Origin of the sequence: Eubacterium sp. An3, from assembly GCF_002159465.1 — a bacterium.
GTDB classification, from domain to species: domain Bacteria; phylum Bacillota; class Clostridia; order Lachnospirales; family Lachnospiraceae; genus Anaerobutyricum; species Anaerobutyricum stercoris.
Window position 1 is genome coordinate 224708 of sequence record NZ_NFIR01000001.1, and the last position, 24804, is coordinate 249511.

Annotated in this window: 24 protein-coding genes and 3 tRNA genes; 21 read left to right on the top strand and 6 right to left on the bottom strand. The window is 49.5% G+C overall.

Features of this window, described 5'->3' with window-relative positions:
- Nucleotides 1-20 precede the first annotated feature (20 nt).
- The gene (locus tag B5F87_RS01030; RefSeq protein WP_087275463.1) at nucleotides 21-218 is read left to right on the top strand and encodes a hypothetical protein; all 198 of its coding nucleotides are present in this window, start codon (nucleotides 21-23) and stop codon (nucleotides 216-218) included.
- A 120-nt stretch (nucleotides 219-338) separates the two neighbouring features.
- Here B5F87_RS01030 and B5F87_RS01035 read toward each other — a convergent pair whose 3' ends face one another.
- The gene (locus tag B5F87_RS01035; protein ID WP_087275466.1) at nucleotides 339-809 is read right to left on the bottom strand and encodes a hypothetical protein; all 471 of its coding nucleotides are present in this window, start codon (nucleotides 807-809) and stop codon (nucleotides 339-341) included.
- 220 nt (nucleotides 810-1029) lie between these two features.
- On the opposite strand from B5F87_RS01035, the gene B5F87_RS01040 reads away from it, so the two are divergent.
- Both B5F87_RS01040 and B5F87_RS01045 read left to right on the top strand, forming a co-directional pair.
- Nucleotides 1030-1227 carry a ferredoxin-thioredoxin reductase catalytic domain-containing protein gene (locus B5F87_RS01040; RefSeq protein ID WP_087275468.1) on the top strand — a complete coding sequence of 66 codons (198 nt, stop codon included), beginning with the start codon at nucleotides 1030-1032 and terminating at the stop codon, nucleotides 1225-1227.
- A gap of 53 nt (nucleotides 1228-1280) precedes the next feature.
- The gene (locus B5F87_RS01045) at nucleotides 1281-2258 is read left to right on the top strand and encodes a hypothetical protein (protein ID WP_087275470.1); all 978 of its coding nucleotides are present in this window, start codon (nucleotides 1281-1283) and stop codon (nucleotides 2256-2258) included.
- Between the two features lie 63 nt (nucleotides 2259-2321).
- Here B5F87_RS01045 and B5F87_RS01050 read toward each other — a convergent pair whose 3' ends face one another.
- Nucleotides 2322-2756 (bottom strand): hypothetical protein, encoded by a 435-nt coding sequence (locus B5F87_RS01050; protein WP_087275472.1) that lies wholly within the window; start codon nucleotides 2754-2756, stop codon nucleotides 2322-2324.
- A gap of 242 nt (nucleotides 2757-2998) precedes the next feature.
- Between B5F87_RS01050 and B5F87_RS01055 the strand changes: the two genes are divergently transcribed.
- From B5F87_RS01055 to B5F87_RS01100, 10 genes are all read left to right on the top strand, one after another.
- Nucleotides 2999-3883, top strand: coding sequence for a VWA domain-containing protein (locus B5F87_RS01055; RefSeq protein ID WP_087275474.1), 885 nt, complete (start codon nucleotides 2999-3001; stop codon nucleotides 3881-3883).
- Between the two features lie 70 nt (nucleotides 3884-3953).
- A complete protein-coding gene (locus B5F87_RS01060; protein ID WP_087275476.1) occupies nucleotides 3954-5309 on the top strand; it encodes a serine/threonine-protein kinase in 1356 nt (451 codons plus the stop codon).
- Between the two features lie 177 nt (nucleotides 5310-5486).
- Nucleotides 5487-6650 carry a hypothetical protein gene (locus B5F87_RS01065; protein WP_158096905.1) on the top strand — a complete coding sequence of 388 codons (1164 nt, stop codon included), beginning with the start codon at nucleotides 5487-5489 and terminating at the stop codon, nucleotides 6648-6650.
- A 3-nt stretch (nucleotides 6651-6653) separates the two neighbouring features.
- On the top strand, nucleotides 6654-7460 hold the full coding sequence (locus B5F87_RS01070; protein ID WP_087275480.1) for a vWA domain-containing protein: 807 nt from the start codon (nucleotides 6654-6656) through the stop codon (nucleotides 7458-7460).
- A complete protein-coding gene (locus B5F87_RS01075; protein WP_158096906.1) occupies nucleotides 7426-8292 on the top strand; it encodes a PP2C family serine/threonine-protein phosphatase in 867 nt (288 codons plus the stop codon). The genes B5F87_RS01070 and B5F87_RS01075 overlap by 35 nt, the downstream gene beginning before the upstream one ends.
- Complete coding sequence (locus tag B5F87_RS01080) at nucleotides 8276-8626, top strand: TerY-C metal binding domain-containing protein (protein WP_087275484.1); 351 nt, start codon at nucleotides 8276-8278, stop codon at nucleotides 8624-8626. Before B5F87_RS01075 ends, B5F87_RS01080 begins: the two co-directional genes overlap by 17 nt.
- A gap of 83 nt (nucleotides 8627-8709) precedes the next feature.
- Entirely contained in the window at nucleotides 8710-9672 is a 963-nt protein-coding gene (locus B5F87_RS01085) for a serine O-acetyltransferase (RefSeq protein WP_207651687.1), read from the top strand.
- 30 nt (nucleotides 9673-9702) lie between these two features.
- Nucleotides 9703-9975 carry a metalloregulator ArsR/SmtB family transcription factor gene (locus tag B5F87_RS01090; RefSeq protein WP_087275486.1) on the top strand — a complete coding sequence of 91 codons (273 nt, stop codon included), beginning with the start codon at nucleotides 9703-9705 and terminating at the stop codon, nucleotides 9973-9975.
- A gap of 69 nt (nucleotides 9976-10044) precedes the next feature.
- Nucleotides 10045-11133, top strand: a complete 1089-nt coding sequence (locus B5F87_RS01095; RefSeq protein ID WP_087275488.1) for an acyltransferase — start codon at nucleotides 10045-10047, stop codon at nucleotides 11131-11133.
- Nucleotides 11134-11215: 82 nt separating this feature from the next.
- Nucleotides 11216-11288: transfer RNA gene (locus B5F87_RS01100), tRNA-Phe, on the top strand.
- A gap of 646 nt (nucleotides 11289-11934) precedes the next feature.
- On the opposite strand, the gene B5F87_RS01105 is transcribed toward B5F87_RS01100, so the two are convergent.
- Nucleotides 11935-12843 carry a hypothetical protein gene (locus B5F87_RS01105; protein ID WP_087275490.1) on the bottom strand — a complete coding sequence of 303 codons (909 nt, stop codon included), beginning with the start codon at nucleotides 12841-12843 and terminating at the stop codon, nucleotides 11935-11937.
- A 152-nt stretch (nucleotides 12844-12995) separates the two neighbouring features.
- On the opposite strand from B5F87_RS01105, the gene B5F87_RS01110 reads away from it, so the two are divergent.
- Nucleotides 12996-14225, top strand: a complete 1230-nt coding sequence (locus tag B5F87_RS01110; RefSeq protein WP_087275492.1) for a phosphotransferase — start codon at nucleotides 12996-12998, stop codon at nucleotides 14223-14225.
- Between the two features lie 299 nt (nucleotides 14226-14524).
- Here B5F87_RS01110 and B5F87_RS01115 read toward each other — a convergent pair.
- Together B5F87_RS01115 and B5F87_RS01120 are read right to left on the bottom strand one after the other, a co-directional pair.
- Nucleotides 14525-14596: transfer RNA gene (locus tag B5F87_RS01115), tRNA-Gly, on the bottom strand.
- A gap of 154 nt (nucleotides 14597-14750) precedes the next feature.
- Nucleotides 14751-14821, bottom strand: a tRNA-Gly gene (locus tag B5F87_RS01120).
- Between the two features lie 131 nt (nucleotides 14822-14952).
- On the opposite strand from B5F87_RS01120, the gene B5F87_RS01125 reads away from it, so the two are divergent.
- The 7 genes from B5F87_RS01125 (at nucleotide 14953) to B5F87_RS01155 (ending at nucleotide 22254) form a co-directional block, all read left to right on the top strand.
- Nucleotides 14953-16746 carry a B12-binding domain-containing radical SAM protein gene (locus B5F87_RS01125; protein WP_087275494.1) on the top strand — a complete coding sequence of 598 codons (1794 nt, stop codon included), beginning with the start codon at nucleotides 14953-14955 and terminating at the stop codon, nucleotides 16744-16746.
- 304 nt (nucleotides 16747-17050) lie between these two features.
- Nucleotides 17051-18508 carry a VanW family protein gene (locus B5F87_RS01130; RefSeq protein WP_087275496.1) on the top strand — a complete coding sequence of 486 codons (1458 nt, stop codon included), beginning with the start codon at nucleotides 17051-17053 and terminating at the stop codon, nucleotides 18506-18508.
- 109 nt (nucleotides 18509-18617) lie between these two features.
- The gene (locus tag B5F87_RS01135) at nucleotides 18618-19688 is read left to right on the top strand and encodes an AIR synthase-related protein (protein ID WP_087275499.1); all 1071 of its coding nucleotides are present in this window, start codon (nucleotides 18618-18620) and stop codon (nucleotides 19686-19688) included.
- Nucleotides 19681-20163: an Lrp/AsnC family transcriptional regulator gene (locus B5F87_RS01140; protein WP_242964205.1), complete on the top strand. Its 483-nt coding sequence runs from the start codon at nucleotides 19681-19683 to the stop codon at nucleotides 20161-20163. Before B5F87_RS01135 ends, B5F87_RS01140 begins: the two co-directional genes overlap by 8 nt.
- Nucleotides 20160-21326, top strand: coding sequence for an aminotransferase class I/II-fold pyridoxal phosphate-dependent enzyme (locus B5F87_RS01145; protein ID WP_087275503.1), 1167 nt, complete (start codon nucleotides 20160-20162; stop codon nucleotides 21324-21326). Before B5F87_RS01140 ends, B5F87_RS01145 begins: the two co-directional genes overlap by 4 nt.
- A 3-nt stretch (nucleotides 21327-21329) precedes the next feature.
- Nucleotides 21330-21821: a tRNA (uridine(34)/cytosine(34)/5-carboxymethylaminomethyluridine(34)-2'-O)-methyltransferase TrmL gene (trmL, locus tag B5F87_RS01150; RefSeq protein WP_087275506.1), complete on the top strand. Its 492-nt coding sequence runs from the start codon at nucleotides 21330-21332 to the stop codon at nucleotides 21819-21821.
- Entirely contained in the window at nucleotides 21811-22254 is a 444-nt protein-coding gene (locus tag B5F87_RS01155; protein WP_158096909.1) for a PaaI family thioesterase, read from the top strand. Before trmL ends, B5F87_RS01155 begins: the two co-directional genes overlap by 11 nt.
- Before the next feature lie 57 nt (nucleotides 22255-22311).
- On the opposite strand, the gene B5F87_RS01160 is transcribed toward B5F87_RS01155, so the two are convergent.
- Entirely contained in the window at nucleotides 22312-24684 is a 2373-nt protein-coding gene (locus B5F87_RS01160; protein ID WP_087275510.1) for an endonuclease MutS2, read from the bottom strand.
- Between the last annotated feature and the right edge of the window lie 120 nt (nucleotides 24685-24804).

Consider the following 24804-nt stretch of genomic DNA (forward strand, 5'->3'; position numbering starts at 1 on the left):
AAGAAGGGGGAATAAAAGAAATGTGTGAATATTCAGAGAGAATCTTTAATGGGGGCAGAGAAGAAGGAATAAAAGTGGGCCGCCGTGAGGGACTTAGGGAAGGAAGTCAGAGAGAACACCAGAAGATGATAGGCCTGATGAGGGCACAGGGAGTAGACGAAGCGATTATTGCAAAGATACTGGCAAGTATTACAGAGCAGGAAACGGTAAAAGTATGACAGCGCATCAAAGAAGAAAAATAAGTTAATGGTGTAGCCAGCTACGAACGGCATGAATTTATTAGAAAATTTTTTTCAGGGGCTGAATTTTTCAGCCCCTGCATTTTGTCTCTCTTTTCGTCAGTCCGTCAAAAAGTTTGCCCAGTCCATAATCATCTCGTCAATGTTCTCGTATAGTTTTCTGATCTGGTGTTCATCGGGATTGTCCACGTAGACTCCGCCGGTGCAAAGGGTTCGTTTGCCGGTTTGTTTGGCGATGTTTTTGGCCACATAGGCGCAGAAAGAAGCATCGGCATTGTCGTCACTTTTGATAATGGTCGTGTCACATTCGAAAGCGCTGTCGTTTGATGCTGCGGTGTTGGCCAATGCAGCGGTGGAGGTTTCAGCTTGTGCCGAGCCTGCCGCTGCGCCGGCTTCTGCGTCAAACAGCTTGTCCAGGCCGCCAAGCTCATCCGTCGGCTTTGGGACGCTGAAAGCGGTGCAGCCGATGCGGTGTTTGTCGCCGCCGGTCAGCAGGATGTGGAGGTCGTCGCCTACCGGGGTGATGTCCATCTGTATGGTTGTGAATAATAAAACTCTGTGAAATTTCATGTCATTTCCTCCTGAGATATTTGGCATTATGGTTCATTATAGCATAATCGTAATAACTTTTTGACGCATTTTGCTCATATTCTTATGTTAAGATTCTGTTAAGAAAACGTCTGTTATTTCTTAAGAAATACATGAATTGTGTACAACGGGAATATAATTTGTGTACAATGTGCTGGAAATGCATAGAAATGAAAAGAAGAAGTAAATCAGGAGGCAAAATATGAAGATCAGATTGAACCCCGATGAGAAGGTTGTTGCCATGGTGAAAGAGGGCCTGGCAAAGAAAGACGGCTATTGCCCGTGCCGGCTGGAGCGGACGCCGGAGAATAAATGTATGTGCAAGGAGTTCCGGGAGCAGATTGCCGATGAGAATTTTGAGGGCTACTGTCATTGTATGCTGTATTACAAGGAAAAATAAAGTAAGAAAGAACGTTATTATTTAAGAGAGAGAAAGGCTAAAGGAGAGAAAAGATGAAGAAAAAAACATGGGCGGCTGTTGCCTGCGCAGCGCTGTTTCTGGGCGTCGGCCTGGGAGCGGGGCTGGGGGCGGATGCACCGATGCAGGTGGAGGCCAAGTCGAAGGTAGTGAAAAAGGATAAGACGCCGAAGGAACCAAAAAGCAGCGATCTGAAGATCGTGCAGACGGTGACGAAGCTGTCTTCCAGACGGTGGATTCAGTCCTTTACATATGATTCCAGATATTATTATTTTATTCAGATGACGAAGCCGAGCGTGGGTAATCTTCGGATCACGCGGGTTAAGTATAAAGGTCTTGGAAAGTATACGACGGCCAAAATGGATCTGCGGGGGTTTGGTCATGCGACGAATCTGGATTGTTCCGTTTACAATGGCAGAACCTATCTCTGGACCGGAAGCAACGCGGCAAGCGGCTCCGATGTTTCCAGGGCGATTACCTGTTTTACTTTCCAGAAAAACAGGATTCTTAGGAAAAATGGTTCCATTTATTATAAGATTCCGAAGGGGACGGACGGAAAATATGTGACCAACGTTTATCCGGCGGTAAGTTCCGACAGCACAAAGCTGGGTGTTCGTTTTACGTATCAGGGAATGCAGTATTATCAGATTTATGAGCTGGTAAACGGAACCCGGATCAATGTCTGGGACCCGATAGAGCAGATTGTCCTGCCACCGACCACGGGTGATTTCCAGGGATTTGATATTGACGGCACGAAGATCTGTACCATTGAGGGAAGCCCGAGAAAGTCGTTCCTGAAAAGCTATGACCGTTCAAGAAAGTATCAGCCGACCATCATCCGTACCTGGGACTACCGCACGGGAGCCATGTCCCGCAAAGTCATTAAGGGAGCGGCGAGACTTTCCTTCCGGGAGCCGGAGGGCGTCAAGCTTATGGAAAACGGAAAAATGCGGATTATGTATGTGTCCAACACGCTTACCAATCAGTCCTGCAACATTTACGATGTGAAATAAAAATAAGAGAGAACCCCGGATCATTCCGACCCGGAGGTTCTCTTTTGCTGTCTATAGATATTTTTACAGATAGGCCCGCATGTCCACGGAGAGGTCTTCTTCCAGTTTGATGACCTTTTTCGCTAATGCCTTTGCCTGGGCGCTGGCGTTCTGACATTCGTTGAGATATTTCTGCAGGGTGCGGACGCCCATGTCGCAGCCGGTGCTGATGAGGTTGGCGATGGTGTCGTCGCCCGGATTCACCGACATGGTCAGGTTTGTTTTGATCCAGGACATGCCTTTGGCCATCATGCCGGGTTCCTCGTCCCGCGCGTTATTTTCCATAAGAAGAGAATGGGTCTCTTCGCCGAGCTTTTTGTGCTCCTTCTCGCAGACAGTCAGTTTATTTTTTAGCTCTTCATTTTTTACATTGGGAAGCACTTCCCGGATGGCGTCCACTGCCATTTTGATGCCGCTGCTGCATTCCTGCAGAAGCTGGCAGGTATCCTGTTTGTGCATAGTTCTGCCTCCTTTTCGTGATAAATGAATCGTGTGCTTTCGCAAGAATAGTATTTGCGGCGCAGTACAAAATATTACAGGAGATTTTTTGAAAAATACATTTTTTTGATGAGGGCAGTCAGGAAATATATCGCTATCTGATGGGAAAAATGATTTTGTAATTGTACAATATGATGATATAATACACGTAGACTGCGGACAGCAACGGAAAGCTGATGCAAATTTTTTCGGGAGGAATGTATATGCCAAAATGGATTGATTTAAATGAAATGGATGACGACGATATTCTTTTGAAGCGCAACCGTATGAGCCGGAGCCTGGTCAGCGACGAGATCCCGGCAGTGAAAGCGGACGCCTATGAGGATGATTTTCTCGACGCCATGGAACCGGCGAAGAAAAGTATGACCATCTTTTTCCTCATTGATGTGTCAGGCAGCATGAAGGGAACGAAGATCGGTTCGCTCAACGGCACCATGGAAGAGCTGCTTCCGTCTCTGATTGGAGTGGGTGAGGCGTCCACCGATGTGAAGATTGCCATTATGAAGTTCTCCACTGACGTGGAGTGGGTGACGCCGGAGCCGGTGCGCATTGAGGAGTATCAGTACTGGAACCGCCTGGAGGCGGAAGGACTGACCTTCATGGGAGACGCATTTCTGGAACTGTCCAAAAAGCTGTCCAGAAGCAGCTTTTTGAATTCTCCGTCCATTTCCTTCGCGCCGGTCATTTTCCTGTTGTCGGACGGATCGCCAAACGATGACTGGAAGAAGGGTCTTGAGACGCTCAAGCAGAATAAATGGTTCCAGCATGGTCTGAAGATCGCGCTGGGCATCGGTTCCAAGGTCAATATGGATGTGCTTCGTGCATTTACCGGCAACGACGAGCTGGCAGTGCAGGCAAAGAATGCGGATCAGCTCCGGGAGCTCATCAAGCTTCTGGCGGTGACGTCCTCACAGATTGGAAGCCGCAGCCTTGCGCTGGTGGATAACGGCGGCGGACAGCAGCCGGGCGAGGAAGTGGTCGCCATGGCCAAGCAGCAGGTGCTGGTGGAGGAGATTCGTTCCGGCACGAAGGATATTCTGGGCGAGGCTGTGGATCTGGAGGCCGTGGACTTTGACGAAGGATGGTAGAAGTCGGGAAAGCAGTCGTACATGGCTGTGTTTTGTACCGGGAGAGTTGAATGAAGGATGGTAAGATAATATGAGAGAGTTGAAAATAGGAGAGCGCATCCCGGTGGAGACCGGCGGCGAGGCGGTCGTGTCCAGAGAGCTTGGACGGGGCGGCCAGGGTATCGTCTATCTGGTGCGGTATAACGGCAGAGAATATGCGCTGAAATGGTATTTTATCAGCCGCATCAAGAATCCGGAAGCGTTTCGGGATAACCTGAGAAGAAATATTGAGGACGGTGCGCCGGACGGCGGACAGCAGTTTATCTGGCCGTTGTTTCTCACAGAGCAGAAAAAGAACGGAGCCTTCGGCTATCTGATGCGCCTGGCTCCGTCGGGATACGATTCTTTTACGGATATTTATAATGGATACAAATGGGAGAAGCCGGTGGCAAAAGGGCGGCCGGCCCGGAAGAGAAAGGTGAAGTTTGCCTCTCTTGATGTGATGATCACGGCGGCCATCAACATTGTAAAGGCGTTCCGCTCCCTGCATTTGTCGGGAAAGAGCTATCAGGATTTGAACGACGGCGGATTCTTTATCGACACCAACACCGGCGACGTGCTGGTGTGCGACTGTGATAACGTGGCGGCCGACGGCGATAACTTCGGTATCGGCGGTATGCCGGGCTTCATGGCGCCGGAGGTGGTGCGTGGCATCGCCAAGCCGGGAGTGCTCACCGACCGGTATTCGCTGGCGGTGGTGCTTTTTAAGCTGTTTTTCCGGGGAGATCCGCTGGAGGGAAGCAAGGTGCTCCAGTGCGTAGTCATGACAGAAGAAAATGATTTGATTCATTATGGAAAAAATCCGGTGTTTGTCTATGACCCGAACGATGCGTCCAACCGTCCGGTGAAGGGCGTGCATGATAATGTCATCAAACTGTGGCAGATTTATCCGGATTACATCCGGCAGGCGTTTACTCTGTCCTTTACCTACGGGATTCAGGAGCCCAACGCCCGCATCATCGAGAAAAACTGGATACAGATGCTGACGCAGCTGAAAATGGATATCATCCACTGCGGATGCGGACGGACTGCCTTTCTTTCTTCTTTTGAGAAGAAAGGGGAACATTCTCTGGTCTGCCAGAAATGCGGCAATCCGATTTATATGATGAGCGTCAAGGACTTTGAGATTCCGCTCTACATGGGCGCCAAGCTGTATCGCTGCGTCACAGAGAAGAATAACGATGATATTGAGACCGTGACAGGCGCGGTCATTGAGAACCGCCTGAAAAAAGGACTGTTCGGCGTTAAAAATATGTCCCGCCAGACCTGGCAGGCGCTGTATCCGGATCATTCTCTCCGGGAAGTGGGGCCAGGCAAAGGCGTCCCGATCTGGAAAGGGCTGGAGATTGACTTTGGCGACGGGGTCAGCGGAAAGATTCTGCTGTAGCCTGCGGGCGACGAGCAGTGCTGCAGCACATATGGAATGGCGAATATGCGTGCCAGCGGGCAGTGCTGCAGCATAGAATGACAGGTATGTGTGCCAGCGAGCAGTGCTGCAGCATAGAATAGCAGGCATGTGTGCCAAAAGGCGCAGCATGTACATAAAGAGAGGCATAATGCCGGAATGATGGCGGTGAAACAGATAGATATGAATGAAAAGAAAGAAACAGTTTGGGTGTCGCTGCAGGAAATCTGCGATGAGACAAGGCTGGTGCGGGACCCGGAGACGGGACGAATGGTAAAAAAGCCTGCCAGCTTTGCGTCCATGAAAGCGCTGCTGCAGGGGGCTTTCCGGTTTGTGGAGTTTTTTGAACAGCTTCACAGAGAAGGAAGCGTGTGGAAGAGCGACGCGGCAGATGGCTTCCGGTTTTCCCTGGCGACAGGGGAGATGGTGTATGAAGATTCGTCTGCCGGCCCGCTCATAATCAATGAATTCCTTGCGCCGGAGCTGGTGGAGTGCATCAAAGAGCGGATGGCTGCGCCGGCATCTGCCGAAGAGGCAGACAACGCGGCGGAGCTGCCCTTTACGGTGGAGACCGACCGGTATTTTATGGCGGTATTTCTCTTTGAATATTTCTTTCATACAGGGTCTCCCTTTGAGGGGAAGAAGATGGTGAACCGTTGTTTCCTCTCGCCGTTGGAAAAGGAGCTTTTCCGGGCGGAGCAGGGACAGTTCTGTATGGATATCGGTGAGAATGAGAATACGCCGGTTAAAGGTATTCAGGATAAATTGATTCATTACTGGGAAGAATACCCGGAGATGTTGAGGAAAATGTTTCAGCGGGCTTTTATGGATGGAGGAACGCTCTGCGAGCTGCGGCCCACGGAAGTGGACTGGAAGCAGGTGCTGGTGCAGCTGATGATGGATTGTCAGGTCTGCGGCTGCGGTTTCCGCGGGTTTTCGAACCGCCTGCTGCCGCAGGAAAACGGTACGCTCCGCTGTCCGGTCTGCGGGAAGACATGGTACGTGCTTACCGACGGGATGAATAGGATCCTTTTGGCGGAAGGCGTGAAGCTGTACGCGTGCCAGACCGGAAGAGACGCCTTTGACAAGGATACGGTGACGGCGCTGGTGGCAGAAAACCGGAATAAAAAGGGCCTGTACGGCATCAAAAATGTAAGTAAAGGCGTCTGGCGGGGCCTTTTCCCCGATGGAACCACAAGAGAGATAAAAGAAGGACAGGGCATTCCTATCTGGAACGGTATGCAGGTGCGTTTTGAAACCGGAGAGGAGTGGAGACTCCGGCTGACGCCGGAACGAAAGACAGGAAATATAGAGGAGGTCTGAGAAATGAACAGCAGATACAGAGAAGAGAGCATAGACGCCATCGACCCGCTGGAGACGATGCCTCCGGCAAAGAAGAGTATGGTTATTTTTTTCCTGGTGGATACCTCCAAGAGTATGGAGGGATCAAAGCTGGATTCGTTAAATAAAGTGATGGGAGAGATTCTTCCGGAGCTGATCGGCGTGGGAGAGGCCGGTACGGATGTGAAGATTGCCGTCATGTCCTTTTCCTCCGGCTGCGAGTGGGTGACGCCGGAGCCGGTGCTGATCGAGGAATACCAGAGATGGGAGAATCTGAGAGCCGACGGTGTGACAGATCTGGGAGAGGCATGCGAGGAGCTGAATCTGAAATTATCCAGAAATGGATTCCTCCGCTCGCCGTCTTTATCCTATGCGCCGGTGATTTTCCTGCTGACGGACGGGTATCCGACCGATAATTACAAAAAAGGTTTTGAATTGCTGAAAAAGAACCGCTGGTTCCAGTATGGCCTGAAGATTGCTCTGGCCATCGGTTCCAACGTGGACATGGATGTGCTCCATGAATTTACCGATGACGAGGAACTGGTGCTCCAGGCCTGCGGCGCGGAAATGCTGCGGAAGCTGGTTCGGGAGATCGCGGTGACTTCCTCCAAGATTGGAAGCACCAGCATGACTCTGACCGACGCCGGCGGAGAGCGCTCCATTGCCGATGTGGCGGGCGCTAAGAAGGAACAGATGGTGGAAGCCGTGCAGGAGATCAAGCAGGATGTGCTGGGCGTGGAAGATCTGGAGGATCTTGATGACCTGGACATTGAGTTCGATGAGGGCTGGTAAAATGTTTCAGGGAGTGCATACCACGGTAACCGGCGACAGCCATATACAGAAGGGGATCGTGTGTCAGGATAGCGCGGGCGTGTATGTGACTGATTCCTTCGCCATTGCGGTGGCGGCGGACGGCCACGGCAGCGCAAAACATTTCCGGAGCGACGCAGGTTCCCGGATCGCGGTGAAGATTACTGTGGAACTTTTGAAGAACTACATGAGCCGGGCGGACTTCCGGGAGCAGTTTCGGGCGCACCCGGAGTTCATCCTTAGTCAGATGGAGAAGCAGATTCTCATGAAATGGCGGGAGGCCGTGGAGGAATATCATCTGGAGAATCCTCTCACTGAGGAAGAGGAGCAAAAGCAGGCGGCAGCGGGAGGAAAGCTGCGCACGGCGGTGATCTACGGCAGCACGGTGCTGGCGGCGGTTATAGCCGACGGTTTTTCCTTCGGGCTGGTGCTGGGCGACGGCGGTTTTGTGGTGCTGGATGCGGCGGGACACATTTTTATCCCGGTGGAGGATAAGAATTCCCACGCCAACTATACGTCGTCACTCTGCAATACCGACGCGATACATTTCTTCGAACACTGGTATACGGAGGAGCCGGTGAAGGCGCTGTTCGTTTCCACCGACGGGCTGTTCAAATCCTTCGCCAGCGAGGAAGATTTTCTGAAATATCACGGTCTGCTGTCACAGATGTTCGGTGATAAGGAGCGGATGGAAAAGAGCCTGCGCCGAAACTTCGAGAAAAGAACGAGGGAGGGCAGCGGAGACGACATTTCCATTGCATTTGTGTATACAGAGGAGACATGCGAGGAGGAATATCATGAAAAAAGAAGCTAGCGTGATCCTGGCCAAATGCGCCAGCGATAAACTGTACGGAATCCGGATTGAAAAACGGGACAACGACTGGGTCCGCACCTGGGCCTTTAAGATAAAAGAAGAGATGGCGGAGAAGGAAGGCTTTGACAAGATAAACTTTACCGGAAGCTTTTACACCGATGAGGAGTATCCGGGCTGCCCATACTGCGGCGCGAAGAAATGTTTCGTCTGCGGAAGCTGCGGCAAAGTCAGCTGTTATGACGGTTCCGACAAGGTGGTCTGCAACTGGTGCGGTGCCAGCGGTACTGCGGCCAGTGACGACGGGAAAATGGATGTTTCCGGCGGGGGATTCTGATACAGACTGGAGGAATTTCATTGTTTTTTTTGCGGCGGTTTGTTATAATCTAGCCAGTAGACCAGACAGACGGAGATTAGACTATGAATGAATCAATCAGTACATCAATGAAAGATTTAATATTAAACGCTTCCGCCAGAATGACAGAGAACTGTCACAGTATGGACTTTATTGTTTCCAAGGGGAACCGGCATCTGCCGGACCGGGGAAGTATCATCGGTATTCTGAAAGACCTGCGGAGAGTGATGTTTCCCGGATTTTTTGGCGATGAGAACATTACGGTGATTTCGCCGGATTATTTCATCGGAGACCGGCTTACCCATGTTTATACTTCTCTGAAGAAAGAGGTGGCGGCCTCTCTGTATTACAGAGATTATGATAAATACAGCAGAGAGGAGATTGACAGCAGGGCAGAAGATATTTGCGCGGAGTTCTTCCGCCGGCTGCCTGACATTCAGCAGATGCTCATGAAAGATGTGCAGGCGGGATATGACGGAGACCCGGCGGCAAAGAGCCGGGAGGAAGTGGTGTTCTCTTATCCGGGACTTTTTGCTATCTTTGTATACCGGATTGCCCATGAATTCTATGTGCAGGATGTGCCGTTCCTGCCCCGTATCATGACGGAGTACGCCCATAGCCGGACTGGAATCGATATCAACTCCGGCGCCACCATCGGCGAATACTTCTTCATCGACCACGGTACAGGCGTAGTTATCGGTGAGACCACAGAGATCGGCAACTATGTCAAACTCTATCAGGGCGTTACCCTGGGCGCCTTGTCCACCAGGAGCGGACAGAAGCTGTCCGGCAAGAAGCGTCATCCTACAATTGAAGATCATGTAACCGTATATTCCGGTGCTTCCATCCTTGGCGGTGAAACAGTGATCGGAGAGGGCGTCATCGTTTCCGGCGGCGCGTTCGTGACCAAGTCCGTACCTCCGTTTACCAAAGTAATCGTAAAGAATCCGGAACTGCAGATCAAAGATTCCAACGTAAAGGTAGAGCTGCAGGGCATGGAGAATAAAGAAGGACTTTGGGAGATTTAATAACGTTTGTTTGCAAAGGAGTATGTGAGTATGAATAAAAAATACATTGTCCAGGCCAGAGTATTTAAAGCAATGTCGGACGAGAACCGGCTGAAGATTCTCGAATTGCTGCATGAAAGAGAGTATAATGCCAGCGAGCTGCTGGCTGAAATGGATTTCGGACAATCCACGCTTTCCCATCATATGCGGATTTTGCTGAGCGCCGGTATTGTGCAGGCAAGAAAAAATGGGAAGTGGACATATTATTCCTTGCAGAAAAAAGCATACGAAGAAATGGCGGAATGGCTCCGACAGTATCTGTAAAAATAACGGCATGAGAGAGAAGACCTCTGTCATGTCGTTTTTAATTGGCAGAAGAAATGTGGTGAAAAAATGAAGAAGGAATGTAACTTGATTCATATTGAATGTATCCGCATTCTTGCGGCATACTTTGTTATATTTAATCATACGGGAAACGACGGGTTCTTTTTATTTGCAGGTTATGACAGGGGAAGTCTCCCTTATTGGCTGTATATGTTTATATCAGTACTCTGCAAAATATCAGTCCCGTTATTTTTTATGATAGCGGGAGCGCTGCTTTTGAAAAAAGATAGCTCTTTAAAAAAAATATGGTCGGAAAAAATTGTGAGAATGGCATTGGCGCTGTTTATCTTTTCCGTGATAACCTATGTGGGCCTGGGACTGCATGATCCAGGCCGGACCATGACCGTACCGGATTTTATCAGGAAACTGTATATGGAATGGGCAACCTATGCCTACTGGTACATTTATGCATATATTGCCTTACTGATGACGCTGCCGTTTCTTCGGATGATTGTAAAAAGCATGTCGGAAAACTACTACAAATATCTCATTTTGCTTTATCTGCTTTTTATCTCCGTAATTCCATGTCTGGAGTATCTTCTGTTTCAGGGAGATCTGGTGATGTACAAGAAACTGCGTCCGGAATGGATACTGGCCGATACGGTTTTCTGGCCTCTCCTTGGTTATTATCTCGAAAACGTATACGACTGGAAGAAATGTACTGTCAGGACGATATGGCGATGGATTCTGCTGGGAGTCACAGGAATTCTCCTCACTTGCGGCATGATATATTACATGCATGGCGTTACCGGCGTATGTACAAAAGAAAAGTCTCAGGACTTTCATTCTGCTTTCATCCTGCTGCCGTGTATAGCGATCTATATGGCGATGAAATACTTCTGGTACGGTAAAGCCGGACAGTGTGTCCCGGCGCGGATCAAAAAGATTATTGTATCGCTGGGAAGCTGTACTTTTGGTATTTATTTACTCCATATGCTCATCAAAGAATATTTCTCAGGATTATGGGATGTGTTCCGCGTAAGCTGGCATATGAATCAGATGCTGGCGGCTCTGCTGCTATGTGCAGTTGTCTTTGCAGCCGGCTATGTGCTGACTCTCATTCTGAAGCAGGTGCCGGGACTGAAACGACTGCTGTAGATGGCGCGGATTCCGCGAATATTTCCTTGACAATCTGACAGCCTATATAGTAAAATAACACTGCTGTGAGTTCGCAGCAGATGCCCAGATAGCTCAGTTGGTAGAGCAGAGGACTGAAAATCCTCGTGTCACTGGTTCGATTCCGGTTCTGGGCATTATTTTTATTTGACATTTGAGCATATTGCCCATATAATATGCTTAACAAGACAACTGGGAAAGATGGTCGCACCCCATCTGTCTCGGGAAAATTTCAGATTTTTACTTTAAAGAAGTAGTTGTCCAAACTTTTACCAAGAGCGGGACGGCTACTTCTTATTTTTCATGTTTAGGATAGATACGATTAAACTTGCAACAGCAATGATAATCATAAATTCTTCATATGTACTCATAATTACCACCCCTTTCGTAAGACCTCCGAAACAGGTGGGAGCTGCCCCTTCCCAGTTGCCCGGGTAAGAGTATTATATTTTTATAGAACATCGAAACAATAGTAAAAAGAATAAAAATATACTATCACAAATATATGATTTTGAAAAGACAAAAAAATAAGCCGGCGTTCTGCCGGCCTAAGAGGAGAGAAAAGTATGAAAAAATTTATATCAAAAATAACTATTAAGTTATTTGATGGTTTTATTGTACCGGGAGTCTGTGAACAATTTGTGAGGGAATATTGAAGACTTTTTGAGAAGATTATGAAGGAAATGTGAAGAAAATTCCGGGGCAGAGAACGCTGCCCCGGATTAGAAATGTCGCCAAAGCGACCCGCCGCAGGCGGAGAATCCTGCAAAGCAGGATTTGTTTTTATCCGAGAATCACATACATAATGGAGATCAGGATGGTGCAGATAAAGATTGCCGTTGCCGGCGGATCGATGTGGGAGTCCACGTCGGTGTTCCATGCATTTCCTTCGATATCTCCGATGATGCCGGCCAACAGCCCGAAGACAATGCCCGGAATGAGAGAACCGGCGCCCAGACCGCAGGTCCAGCCGCACATGACAGCTTCGGCGGAGATGATGCTGATGTGATGCCAGCCGAAGTATGGCTGACCGAATTCGGTGAAGATGAGTCCCATGGCTGCCAGACCGAAGATGACGATGTGGTAGGAGCCAAGCTGCAGGGCGTATCCCTGCAGGGCGAGCGCAACATAAACGCCGGATACGGCCAGAGAGTAGGCGAAGGAGAGCAGGAGAGTGACTGATAACCGGGAGCCGCTGCTTAAGAGTCGCCGGGATTCCGGAGCGCTGCACAGGCCTCTGGTGCCGAAGAGGAGCCGGACGATGATCGCAGAGATAAATACGGTGCAGCCCGGATTATCGGTGTAAAACGGCGTCAGTGAAAAGATGGCATTTACCACAGCGGCGATGATGTACCCGAGCATGCCAAAAAGGCCGCCCACCACGAGAACCAGACTGTCGCCGAGCCCGTTTAATGCCGTGGCGATGTCGGCTCCGTTTTCCGTCCTGCCAATCTGTTTGGCGTAGGCAGCAGCGGCAACGCCGCCGGCAAAACAGACGTGAGGACCCAGAAATGGCCCGAAGGCAATGTTGTCGACCAAAAGTTCGCTGATTTCGGGGATACCGGCGCAGGAAAGAATTCCTCCTGCGGCAGCGACAATGCCAGTCATGATGAAGGCGGGAAGCGCACCGATGGAAGCGCCGAAGACGCCGCCTCCGAAGGCGGCGATTAGGCTGATAAAAGCTGTTAGCATGTGAAAATCCTCCTTTATTTTCTGTTTTCCTGATGTAAAAGCTAATAAATCGCTTTCCTGAACAAAGATTTCTCTTCCTGTATTTGTAAAAATTTTTTATAATAAATGCAGATAATTGTGTTTATGTATGTATATGTTTTTGGGGGAAGAATATGCTGACAATAACGAAAGAAAATATAATTCCTTATTTGAAAGAACATATGCCGGATTTTGATGACTCGGGTTCTGTGACCGTTTCCCAGGTCGGAGACGGGACTCCGGAAGAAGATGGGGACGGCTATGTCAATTATATTTTCAGAATTCATACAGATAAAGGTAACTACGTGTTAAAACAGGGCCGGGAGCTGGCGCGCACGGGACAGGATCCTATCGCTCTGTACCGCAATAAGCTCGAATATGACAGCATGCGGATTCGGTACGCCATCGTGCCGGAGTACACTCCGTTTCTGAAGTTCCAGGATAAAGAAAATAATCTGTTTGTCATGGAGGACGTTTCCAACCTCCGGATTGTCCGTTTCCAGCTTAACAAAAACCGGATGTTTCCGGATCTGGGAAGAAAATGCGGAGAATGCATGGCAAAGACAGAGTTCTATACTTCTGAATATTTCCTGAGCAGGGATGAATACCGCCGCATGCAGACGAAGTTCGCCAACACGGAGATGCGCAAGATCATGGAAGACGGGGCGTTTATGGATATCTTCAAAACAGAGGTAGAACGGGGCCTTGGTGAAGAATTCAACAATTTTGCCAGAGGTATCATGTATGACCCGCGTTTTGAGACGGAGCGCTTTAAGCTTCGCCGGAACTTCATGAGCCATGCGGACGCGCTCATTCACGCAGACTTACATACCTCTAATATTTTTGCTTCAGAAGATGCCATGAAGGTCATTGACATGGAGTTTTCCTTCATGGGACCATTCGGCTATGATCTGGGCTATCTGACAGGTAATCTTGTGTCACAGTATTGCGCAGCCTGCTTCAAACCATTTCCGTCAGAAGCGGAGAGAAGGGAGTTTAAGGCATATCTTCTTGCCACGATTAAGAGCCTTTTTGAATCTTATTTTAAGACCTTCACCGAGTGCTGGAATCAGGATGCCAAGGAGAGATATCAGGGAGCCGGAGGTTTATGCCACAGCATCCTCGACGAAGTCATGCAGGATGCACCGGGCTACGCGGTCATCGTGAACTGGTTCCGCTGTACCGGAGAGATTGAATATCCGGATTTTGATGTCATTGAGAACCTGGAAGACAAAAGACATGCCCAGACCCTTTCCCTCATGATCGACTGGCAGCTTATGTTCCAGAGATATCAGTTTATGAGTGTGGATGATCTGATCGATACTGTTCTGTATGTGGAGGAAGAGTATCGCAAAACGCTGTAGAAAACAGCGGCTGCCGGGCCGCGATGAAGAGACAGAATGGCGAGATAGTTCCTTTCTGGCGGAGGAATCTCCGACGGCGATAAGGCAGACGACAAAACGATAAAACAGACGATAAAATAAGAGAGAGAAAATTTAAAATACACGAAAAAAGAGCTTCTGTATACGAAAATGTACAGAGGCTCTTTTTCGTTACATAGAAAACTATGTTTCTATGTAATAAATCACAATGGGAGGGCGGAATACATCCTACCCTCCCGAATTATTCATGATAAACTAAAAATAAAAAATGGCAACAAAAAAGCACGAGACGGGATTCGAACCCGCGACCCTCGCCTTGGCAAGGCGATACTCCACCACTGAGCCACTCGTGCATGTTTGAGATGTGTTATCTCTCATCTAAGAGAGATTATATCACAAATATTCATATTGTCAAGAACAATTTCAATTATTCGAAAAGTTTTTTATATCAGATGATAGACGATATCAGCTGTGTCTCTCCCAAAATATAACCGAAATCATTCTGAAAGCGGGTGATGGGAATCGAACCCACGTATCTAGCTTGGAAGGCTAGTGTTCTACCATTGAACTACACCCGCGTGTTTCAACGACGAAAACTATGATAGCACATGGAAAAGTAAAATGCAAGTGTTTTTTTGTATATTCGTTTTAACATTTGTCAAATAAAGTATTCTATTATATAGTATCATTACACAGGAGGAAATTACGAATGCGTTATTTATTATGCGGCATCAATGCCAAATACATCCATTCCAATCTGGCGATTTTCTGTCTGAAGGCTTATGCGGAGGCCAACGGGCCGGCCGGAGCGGAGTATGTGATAAAAGAATATACGATCAATCATTATGTGGAAAATATTTTGCAGGATATTTATGAGGAGAAAGCGGACGTTGTTGTCTTTTCCTGCTATATCTGGAATATTTCTTACGTGAGGGAACTGGCGGAGGAGTTAAAGAAGGTAAGTCCGCAGGTGCAGATCTGGGTCGGCGGCCCGGAGGTGTCTTATCATGCGGAGCGTTTCCTTCAGGAGAATCCGGCGGTGGATCTGGTGATGCAGGGCGAAGGAGAAGAAACCTTTACGGCGCTGGTGACCCGGGCGGAGCAGGGAGCCGGCGTTGCCTGGCATAGAATCTCCCTGGAGGACATGCCCGCCGGTGTCGCCTGGCGGGACGCGGCTGACGGACAGCAGGCCGCCATTCACAACACCGGTTTCGCGCCGGTAATGGACATGGACGCTATCCCCTTTGTATATGAAGATTTTCACTTGTTTGAGCACAAGATCATCTATTATGAGAGCAGCAGGGGCTGTCCTTTTTCGTGCAGTTACTGTCTGTCTTCGGTGGATAAGAGCGTCCGCTTCCGGTCGCTGTCAAAGGTGCTGCCTGAGCTGCAGCGGTTTCTCGATGCAGGGGTGCCGCAGGTGAAGTTTGTGGACAGGACATTTAATTGCAATAAAAACCATGCCATGGCGGTGTGGCGTTACATTTGCGAGCATGATAACGGAGTGACCAATTTTCATTTTGAGATTTCATCGGATCTGCTGGATGAGGAGGCGCTTGATCTGTTTGCGCAGATGCGTCCGGGGCTGATTCAGCTGGAGATTGGCGTGCAGTCGACGAATCCGCCGACCATCGAGGCTATTCACCGGAAGATGAATCTGGAGAAGCTGTTTGAAAATGTGGACAGAGTACATGCTCTGGGCAATATCCATCAGCATCTGGATTTGATCGCCGGGCTGCCGTGGGAGGGCTATGAGCAGTTCGGGAAATCCTTTAATGATCTGTTTGCCCACCAGCCGGATCAGCTGCAGCTGGGATTTTTGAAGGTGCTGAAGGGAACCTGCATGGAGGCGGAGGCAGAGCGCCACAGCATCTGTTACCGCAGCAAGCCGCCCTATGAGGTGCTGTCCACCCGGTGGCTCAGCTATGATGAGATAATCAGGCTGAAGGGAATCGAGGAACTGGTGGAGCTTTATTACAACAGTGGTCAGTTTTCCTGTACGCTGCGCTATGTGATTCCGCAATTTAAAAGCCCGTTTGATTTTTTTGAACAATTTTCATTGTCATATCGGAGGAAAGGCTGTCATAAAATGAATTATAACCGCATGGGCAGGTACCAGATCCTGAAAGATTTTCTGGAGGAGCAGGGAGTCTCTTTACCGTTTCAGGACGAGGTGCTGCTTTTTGACATGTATCTGCGGGAAAATATGAAGTCCCGTCCGGCGTGGGCCGGCGATTTGTCGGGCTTTCGGCAGCAGTGGAAGGAAATGTACAGAAACCGCGGGGCAGAGCTGTTTCCGGAAGAGTGGAAAAATGGATCTTACGATTCCAAAAAGGCGGCAAACAGGAGTCACATGGAGAGATTCCATTTTGATGCGGTGCGGTTATTGGAAGAAGGAGTTTTGGAGGAGAAGGCCTGCTTCTGCCTGTTTGATTACGACAGGAGGAATCCGCTGAACAAGAATGCGAGAATTGTGACATTTGCTGGTGACGGATGCCAGTGATTAGCGCGCCGCCCGGTACATTTGCTGAAAAGGTGCAGGCGGCGTTTGGCATTTGCGTCAAATAGGCACTTGAATGTCAGGAGGAAATGCTTTAGAATAGTGAAGTACCTGTTGTCAAATATTATCAGGAAAGTGAGGCTGTTATGGATCCGAAAAAAAGACAGAGAATATCTGCAATTATTATCGTTGTTGTGATTATCGCTCTGGTTGTTACATCCATTGTACCGATGATGATATAATTTCTGGAAAGGATCATCACAGGGGAGAAACACATTGCAGATAAACAAAGGAGTAGGGAGTCAATATGAAGAAAAAAATTGGTCTTTTGCTGTTGTTTATCGTTATTGCCGGACTGGCAGGGTTCGGCGCCTATAGCTGGAATTATTATAGCCAGTATATAAATGTAGATACCATCTATCCCGGAGTGAGTATACAGGGGATGGATGTGGGAGGACTGAGCCGGGAGGAAGCGGATCAGAAAGTAGAAGATTATCTGACGCAGCTTTCTGAAAAAACAGTCACTTTGCAAGTGGGAGAAAAAGAAAAAAGTTTCCCTCTTGAACGCCTGGGCCTTACATGTGTGAATGAAGACGCAGTGGAGCAGGCAGAGAAGCTTGGAAGAGAGGGTAATATTATAAAACGTGTCTTGGAAGTGCAGGCTATTGCCGCCCGTGGCAGAAATATTCCTCTGGAATTTTCCGTGGATAAAGACAAAACGGAAAAGATAGTCGAGAAAAAAGGCAAAAGTTTTGAGACAGAGAAAAAAGACGCGCAGCTGTCCAGAAAAGACGGCGAATTCGTCATTGAAAATGAAGTAGACGGCATCGCCGTTGATTTTCAGGCGAATGCGGAGAAACTGATGGAGATGGTAGAGAGCGCTGACTGGAATCAGCAGGACGTCCGGCTGGAGATGACGTATGAGACAGACCCGGCAGAACACACTGCGGAAGAACTTAGCGCAGTACAAGATAAGCTTGGTACATTTACCACTTCTTATGCAGATTCATCCGAGGGCCGTTCCATCAATGTGGAAAACGGTGCGAGCCTGATCAATGGGACACTGCTTTATCCGGGAGAGTCCATGTCGGTCTATGATAAGGTGGCGCCATTTAATTCTGAGAACGGATACCGGCTGGCCGGTTCCTATGAGAATGGAACGACCGTTCAGACTTACGGCGGAGGTATCTGCCAGGTGTCGACCACTCTTTATAATGCAGTTCTGCGGGCAGAACTGGAAGTCACGGAACGGCAGAATCATTCCATGACGGTAAGTTATGTGGAGCTTTCTGAAGATGCCGCCATTGCCGGGACAGAGAAAGATCTGAAGTTTAAAAACAATCTGGATAATCCGATTTACATAGAAGGAAAAACTGATGGAAGTAATATTACCTTTACCATTTATGGGAAAGAATACCGGAATAAAAATCGTTCCATCGAGTTTGTGTCAGAGACCACTTCGACCCGGCCGCCGTCAGAGAAAACAGTGAAAGACAGCAGTCTGGAACAGGGTAAGACTGAGGTGGAGAGTTCGGGAAGAACCGGTTATACCGCGAAATTGTGGAAAGTTATTTATAAAAACGGCGAGGAGAAGGAACGGGTACAAATTAACAGCAGTTCCTATATGTCCGTACCGAAGGTGGTTCGTGTAGGTACCAAGAAACCGGCCGCCAGCAAGGAAAACGAGAAATCCACGAAGAAAAATAAAAAGGATACAAAGAAGAACAGCAGTAACAATAACAAAAAGTCAAAAAAGAAGAAATAGACATGATCAGATGTTCATAAAGAAATGAACATCATGAGATGCTCAGAATGATAAAAAGAGCAGAGATAAAAAAGTAGATAATCATAAAATGTAACGGCAGGAGAGAAAAATGCGTTTGGGAAAAGTAAAAGAGAGTATATTAAAACGTTCTGTTTTAAGACAGTTACATACCCACGGTCAGACCGGTTCTCCGGGATATGGGGAGGATGCCGGATTCTTTCCTGTGGAAGAAGCTGATTTGATACAGCAGAGCATATCCCGGCTTATTGCCGTCAGCGTAAATCCTGTGGAAGGATGGACGCTGGCGGCTCGCCGGATCGTGTACGGCGCGGTGAACAGTCTGGCGGCGGCAGGAGCCGTCCCGGAGGGGATCGCGCCGGTTATTTTAATGCCGGCGGAGACCGAGGAGGGGCAGCTGAAAGAGCTGATGAGAGAGATTGACGCTCTGTGCCGGCAGGAGGGAATGTACTGCTTGGCCGGGCACACGGCAGTGTCCCCGTTCGTCAGCAATCTGGTGGTTTCCGTGACGGCGCTGGGGCAGAAAACTGTGGCGCCGGGCAGTGCTGACAGTCAGCAGAAAACGTCGCCGGATGGACTGATATCGCCGCAGGCAGCGGCTGTCTGTCCGGATATGGATATTATCGTGGCGGGAACTGTCGGAAGAGAAGGCGCGGCCGTGATGGCCTGTGAGAGTGAGAAAGAGCTTCTTTCCCGCTATCCGGCATTTTTTGTGGAAGAAGCGAAAGATCTGTTCAATGACGGCTCTATGGGAGAGGCGGCGGCTCTTGCCAGAAAGTCAGGAGTCATCTATGTCCATGATGTGCGTGAGGGAGGCATCTTTGCCGGGCTGTGGGAGCTTGCCGCTTCCGCGGGGACTGGAATTGACATTGCTCTTAAAAATATACCGATCAGGCAGCATACTATAGAGGTTTGTGAATTTTTCCGTCTGAATCCTTATATGCTGCGTTCCGGAGGGACGTTTCTCATGGTCAGTGCAAATGGCGAGCGGGCGGCAGCGGCGCTCTGTGAGGCGGGGATTCCGGCGGCGGTTATAGGACGGACCACAGGAAATAATGATAAGATCATACGTTATGATGATGAAGTAAGATATCTGGAGCCGCCGAAGGAAGACGAACTGTTACAATATTATAAATGTATCAATGGAGGAGACTATGCGTAATGAGATTTTAAGGATGCTGGAAAATAACAGCAGGATCGATCTTCATGATCTGGCGATCATGCTGGGAACTGATGATTCTGTTGTGCTGCAGGAGATTGAAAAAATGGAAAATGAGGGCGTGATCTGTGGATATCCGACTCTCATTAACTGGGATAAAACCGACACGGAAAAGGTAACGGCGCTCATTGAGGTGAGCGTGGTTCCGCAGCGTGGACAGGGCTTTGAGAAGCTGGCGGAGCGCATCTGTAATTACCCGGAGGTAAAGTCTATTTACCTCATGTCCGGAGCCTTTGACTTTGTGGTCTTTCTGGAAGGAAAGACATTGAAAGAGGTGTCCATGTTCGTTTCCACCAAGCTGTCTACCCTGGAAGCTGTATCAGGAACTGCGACACATTTTGTGCTCAAGAAATATAAAGATCACGGAATGATACTGATGGAGAAGGACGAGAGCAACAGAATGAAGGTGACGCCATGAGAAATCCACTTTCCGATAAAGTTGTAAAGATTAAGCCGTCCGGTATCCGGAAGTTCTTCGACCTGGTACAGGAGATGCCGGATGCCATTTCTCTCGGTGTGGGAGAGCCGGACTTTGATACGCCGTGGCACATCCGGGAGGAGGGCATTTTCTCTCTGGAAAAGGGCAGAACATTCTATACTTCCAACGCCGGACTCATGGAGCTGCGGACAGCCATCGCCGGTTATCTGGAAAGGAAACTGAAGCTTCAATATGATCCGGTTCATGAGATCCTTGTCACCGTTGGCGGCAGTGAAGGTATTGATCTGGCGCTTCGGGCCATGCTGAATGCCGGAGATGAAGTGATCCTGCCGGAACCGTGTTATGTTTCCTATCTGCCGTGTATTGAGCTGGCCGACGGGATTCCGGTGACCATAGAACTGAAAGAAGAAAATGCGTTTAAGCTCACGGCGGAGGAGCTTCGCGCAGCCATCACCGATAAGACAAAGATTCTGATTCTGGCGTTCCCCAACAATCCGACGGGAGCCGTGATGACCAAAGAGGATCTGGAACCAATCGTGGATATCGTGAAAGAACATGACCTCTTTGTGATCTCCGATGAGATATATTCAGAGCTTACTTACGAGGGCGAACACTGCTCTATCGCTTCATTCCCGGGAATGAGAGAGCGCACCATCGTCATCAACGGCTTCAGCAAAGCATTTGCCATGACCGGATGGAGGCTCGGTTATGTGGCGGGGCCGGAGATTATTGTGGAGCAGATGACGAAGATACATCAGTTTGCCATTATGGCGGCGCCGACCACCAGCCAGTATGCGGCGGTGGAGGCCATGAACAACGGGGACGACGACGTGGAGCTGATGCGCAAATCCTACAACCAGCGGCGGCGTTTTGTGCTGCAGAAGTTTAAGGACATGGGACTTTCCTGTTTCGAGCCGGAAGGCGCATTCTATACATTTCCATGTATCAAGGAATTTGGCATGACGGCCGATGAATTTGCCAGCCGTTTCTTAAAAGAAGAAAAAGTGGCTGTGGTTCCGGGAACTGCTTTTGGAGACTGTGGGGAAGGCTTTCTTCGAATCTCTTATGCATATTCCATCGAAGAGCTGAAAGAGGCTCTCGGCAGACTGGAACGGTTTGTGAACCGGCTGCGGGAGGAATAAACTATGGTAAATATTGTACTGCATGAGCCGGAGATGCCGGCTAACACGGGAAATATCGGGAGAACCTGTGTGGCGACAGGCAGTGTCCTGCATCTGATCGAGCCGCTGGGCTTCAAGATTAACGACAAGATGTTAAAGCGGGCGGGACTTGATTACTGGGACAAGCTGGATGTGCGCCGCTATGTGAATTTTGAGGACTTCCTGGAGAAAAATCCCGGCGCGAAGATTTATATGGCCACCACCAAGTCAAAGCAGACTTACACGGAAGTGGAGTACGAGGACGGCTGCTATATCATGTTTGGAAAAGAGAGCGCGGGGATCCCGGAGGAGATTCTCCTCAACTATAAAGAGACAGCGGTGCGGATTCCAATGCTGGATTCCATCCGCTCACTGAATCTTGGAAACTCAGTCTCCATCATCCTGTATGAGGCGCTTCGCCAGCAGGGATTTAAGGAGCTTACACTGGAAGGACAGTTACATCATTATGAGTGGTAATACAAAAGAGAATTATTATACGTCGAAAGAATTTTTTGAGAAGGTTCTCCGCTACCGCCGGCTGGAGGGAACCGCCTCAGAATATATGGGAATTGAGATCACCGATGTGGGCCCGGGCTGGGCGAAAGGAGAGCTGGCGTTTCGCGAGTATCATGTGAATCCCATCGGCTCCGTCCACGGCGGCGTTATCTTTTTCCTCGCCGACTCGGTGGGAGGCACCGCTGCATCCTCAAGGGGAAGCCGGGTGACCACCGCCAACGGAACGATTTCTTATCTGAACGCTGCCATGAACCCGGAGAAGCTCATCGCCGAGGCGGTGGAGCTCAAGGCCGGGAAGAATCTGCTGACCTACGACATCTATATCCGGACGGAAGAAGGAAAGCTGGTGGCAAAAGCGACGCTGGAGTATTTCAGCCTGCATATGGAAATTTAGGATATAAAAAACTGCGGAAGAGAAATCTTGCCGCAGTTTTTTGTAATATGATGTAATTTACCGGAACTCCACGATGGTTACGCCGGCGTCGCCTTCCCCGAATTCTGCCAGATGATAGGATTTTACAAACTTGAGGCGGCGAAGGTACTCGTGGATACCCTTCCGCAGGGCGCCGGTACCTTTGCCGTGTACCACCCGGACAGAGGAAAGTCCGGCGATCATGGCGTCGTCCATATATTTTTCCAGCTTGGAGATGCCTTCGTCCACCGTACATCCCAGCAGATTGATCTCCGGTGAGATGGTGGCTGCCTTGTTGATGCTGTAGCGGTCTTTCGGTTTCTCCTGCGGCGCCTCTTTTTTGGCGTCCAGCAGCTCCAGATCCTTGTAGTTGACAGTGGAACTTAAGAAGCCCATCTGCACTACCAGATCTCCGTCCTTGTTGGCCGGAGCTTTGACGGTACCCTTTAAGGAAAGCGTGGTGACAAAGACCGGATCGCCGGTCTTGAAGTCCTCCGGCCGCAGGATATTTTTGGCTTTTTTGCCTTTGTAAGCAAGCTGCTTTTCCAGCTTGGACATACGGCCGCGGAGATTGCTCCGCTGGGCTTCCATCTTCTTGGTATTGTTCTGGCCCGGATGCTGCGCCCAGGCGTTATATTTACGGATGGACTCATCGGCCACTTCTTTGGCTTCGGAGAGGATATTGTGGGCCTCTTCCCGCGCCTGCCGGAGCAGTTCTGCCCGCTTCTCCTTGATGTCATCCTGTTTCTCTTTCAATTCATTTTTCAGGCGGTCGATCTCCTGTCTTGTGCTGTAAAGCTCCGCCTGCTCTTTCTCAATCTCCGCTTTGTTTTTCTCCAGCTCAGAGAGCATATTTTCATAGTCGATGGCGGAAACGTCCAGCTGGGACTTCGCCTGCTCGATGATGTAATCCGGCAGTCCGAGACGCTGTGAGATGGCGAAAGCGTTGCTCTTGCCCGGCAGTCCGATGAGCAGCCGGTAAGTCGGGGACAGAGTCTCCAGATCAAACTCACAGCAGCCGTTTTCCACACCCGCCGTGTCCATGGCGTACATTTTCAGTTCCGCGTAGTGGGTGGTGGCAATGGTGCGGATCTTCGCCGTGTGCAGATCGTCCAGAATGGAGATGGCGAGAGCTGCGCCCTCGGTCGGGTCCGTTCCGCCGCAGAGCTCGTCCAGGAGCACCAGCGAATCCGGCTGGGCATCCTTCAGGATCTGGATGATATTTGTCATGTGGGAAGAAAATGTACTCAGGTTCATCTCGATGCTCTGCTCGTCTCCGATATCGGCAAAGATATCGGAAAAGACCGCCAGCCGGGAACCCTCAAAGGCCGGGATATGGAGTCCCGCCTGCCCCATGAGCTGGAAGAGTCCCACTGTCTTTAATGAAACAGTCTTACCGCCGGTGTTCGGTCCGGTCAGCAGCAGCATGGTAAAGTCTTCCCCAATGTAAATGTGGACAGGCACCACTTTTTTGGCATCCAGCAGTGGATGGCGGGCCTGTTTGATGTCGATGATACCGTCGGTATTGAATATCGGCTCAGAGCCCTGATAATCTTTGGCATATTTCGCCTTGGCAAAAATGAAATCCAGTGTGGTGAGAATCTTCTGGTTCTCCTCCAGATCTCTGGTGCAGCCGGCGGCCTGGGCGCTCAGTCCCTGGAGAATCTTCTCGATCTCCGCCTGCTCTTGCATATCAAGTTCCTTGATCTTGTTATTCAGCTGTACTACCGCCATAGGCTCGATAAACAGTGTGGAACCGGAGGAAGACTGGTCGTGAATCATTCCCTGGAAGGAATTCTTGTATTCCGCCTTCACCGGCACACAGTAACGGCCGTTTCGCATGGTGATGAGGGCGTCCTGCAGGATAGTCTTATTGCTCTGCGAATTAATGATGGACGCCAGCTTATTATGAATGGCGATATTGGTCTGCTTGATCTCCTTGCGGATATCCCGCAGCGCGGCGGAAGCGTCGTCGCTGATCTCATCCGCCGACAGGATGCAGCTGGTGATGCGCTGGTGCAGAAACTCCAGCGGCTCCAGCATATCAAAGTAAGTATTCAGGCTGTCAAAGGACATGTTCTCGTCCTCGGTCATGCCGTATTCCTTCACCTGAGCGGTGATGGAGAGAAGCTTTGCGATATCCAGAAGCTCCTTGGCTGTCAGCGTGGAGTCAATCTCCAGCAGCCGAAGGTGTGGCCGGATATCGGACAGACCCTGAAAAGATAAAAAACCGGTCTTATAAAGCCGGCTCAGCGCATCTCTCGTCTCTTCCTGCCACTGCAGGATCGCATCGTAATCCGAGGAAGGAAGAAGAGAAGCGCAGCGCTTCTTCCCCATGGAAGAAGACGCATAAGTCTCCAGTCTGGAGATGATCTTGTCATACTCCAGCGTTTTCAGTGCTTTATCGTTCATAGAAATCTCCTGATAGTATTGTTATTATTGACAAATAGATGTGTTCCTGATGGCCGGCGCGGACGTCAGAATGACCAGACGGAACTCTGAACGGGAATTTTAACAGGAATTCCCGATGGC

Bases quoted from the DNA above. Each gene is read 5' to 3' on its own strand.
- B5F87_RS01075 (WP_158096906.1), top strand. From the start codon at position 7,426: ATGACCTGGACATTGAGTTCGATGAGGGCTGGTAAAATGTTTCAGGGA.
- B5F87_RS01130 (WP_087275496.1), top strand. From the start codon at position 17,051: ATGAAGAAAAAAATTGGTCTTTTGCTGTTGTTTATCGTTATTGCCGGA.
- B5F87_RS01145 (WP_087275503.1), top strand. From the start codon at position 20,160: ATGAGAAATCCACTTTCCGATAAAGTTGTAAAGATTAAGCCGTCCGGT.
- B5F87_RS01095 (WP_087275488.1), top strand. From the start codon at position 10,045: ATGAAGAAGGAATGTAACTTGATTCATATTGAATGTATCCGCATTCTT.
- trmL (WP_087275506.1), top strand. From the start codon at position 21,330: ATGGTAAATATTGTACTGCATGAGCCGGAGATGCCGGCTAACACGGGA.
- B5F87_RS01105 (WP_087275490.1), bottom strand. From the start codon at position 12,843: ATGCTAACAGCTTTTATCAGCCTAATCGCCGCCTTCGGAGGCGGCGTC.
- B5F87_RS01040 (WP_087275468.1), top strand. From the start codon at position 1,030: ATGAAGATCAGATTGAACCCCGATGAGAAGGTTGTTGCCATGGTGAAA.
- B5F87_RS01155 (WP_158096909.1), top strand. From the start codon at position 21,811: ATGAGTGGTAATACAAAAGAGAATTATTATACGTCGAAAGAATTTTTT.
- B5F87_RS01085 (WP_207651687.1), top strand. From the start codon at position 8,710: ATGAATGAATCAATCAGTACATCAATGAAAGATTTAATATTAAACGCT.
- B5F87_RS01060 (WP_087275476.1), top strand. From the start codon at position 3,954: ATGAGAGAGTTGAAAATAGGAGAGCGCATCCCGGTGGAGACCGGCGGC.
- B5F87_RS01070 (WP_087275480.1), top strand. From the start codon at position 6,654: ATGAACAGCAGATACAGAGAAGAGAGCATAGACGCCATCGACCCGCTG.
- B5F87_RS01065 (WP_158096905.1), top strand. From the start codon at position 5,487: ATGATGGCGGTGAAACAGATAGATATGAATGAAAAGAAAGAAACAGTT.
- B5F87_RS01090 (WP_087275486.1), top strand. From the start codon at position 9,703: ATGAATAAAAAATACATTGTCCAGGCCAGAGTATTTAAAGCAATGTCG.
- B5F87_RS01135 (WP_087275499.1), top strand. From the start codon at position 18,618: ATGCGTTTGGGAAAAGTAAAAGAGAGTATATTAAAACGTTCTGTTTTA.
- B5F87_RS01055 (WP_087275474.1), top strand. From the start codon at position 2,999: ATGCCAAAATGGATTGATTTAAATGAAATGGATGACGACGATATTCTT.
- B5F87_RS01140 (WP_242964205.1), top strand. From the start codon at position 19,681: ATGCGTAATGAGATTTTAAGGATGCTGGAAAATAACAGCAGGATCGAT.
- B5F87_RS01035 (WP_087275466.1), bottom strand. From the start codon at position 809: ATGAAATTTCACAGAGTTTTATTATTCACAACCATACAGATGGACATC.
- B5F87_RS01125 (WP_087275494.1), top strand. From the start codon at position 14,953: ATGCGTTATTTATTATGCGGCATCAATGCCAAATACATCCATTCCAAT.
- B5F87_RS01110 (WP_087275492.1), top strand. From the start codon at position 12,996: ATGCTGACAATAACGAAAGAAAATATAATTCCTTATTTGAAAGAACAT.
- B5F87_RS01160 (WP_087275510.1), bottom strand. From the start codon at position 24,684: ATGAACGATAAAGCACTGAAAACGCTGGAGTATGACAAGATCATCTCC.
- B5F87_RS01050 (WP_087275472.1), bottom strand. From the start codon at position 2,756: ATGCACAAACAGGATACCTGCCAGCTTCTGCAGGAATGCAGCAGCGGC.
- B5F87_RS01030 (WP_087275463.1), top strand. From the start codon at position 21: ATGTGTGAATATTCAGAGAGAATCTTTAATGGGGGCAGAGAAGAAGGA.
- B5F87_RS01045 (WP_087275470.1), top strand. From the start codon at position 1,281: ATGAAGAAAAAAACATGGGCGGCTGTTGCCTGCGCAGCGCTGTTTCTG.
- B5F87_RS01080 (WP_087275484.1), top strand. From the start codon at position 8,276: ATGAAAAAAGAAGCTAGCGTGATCCTGGCCAAATGCGCCAGCGATAAA.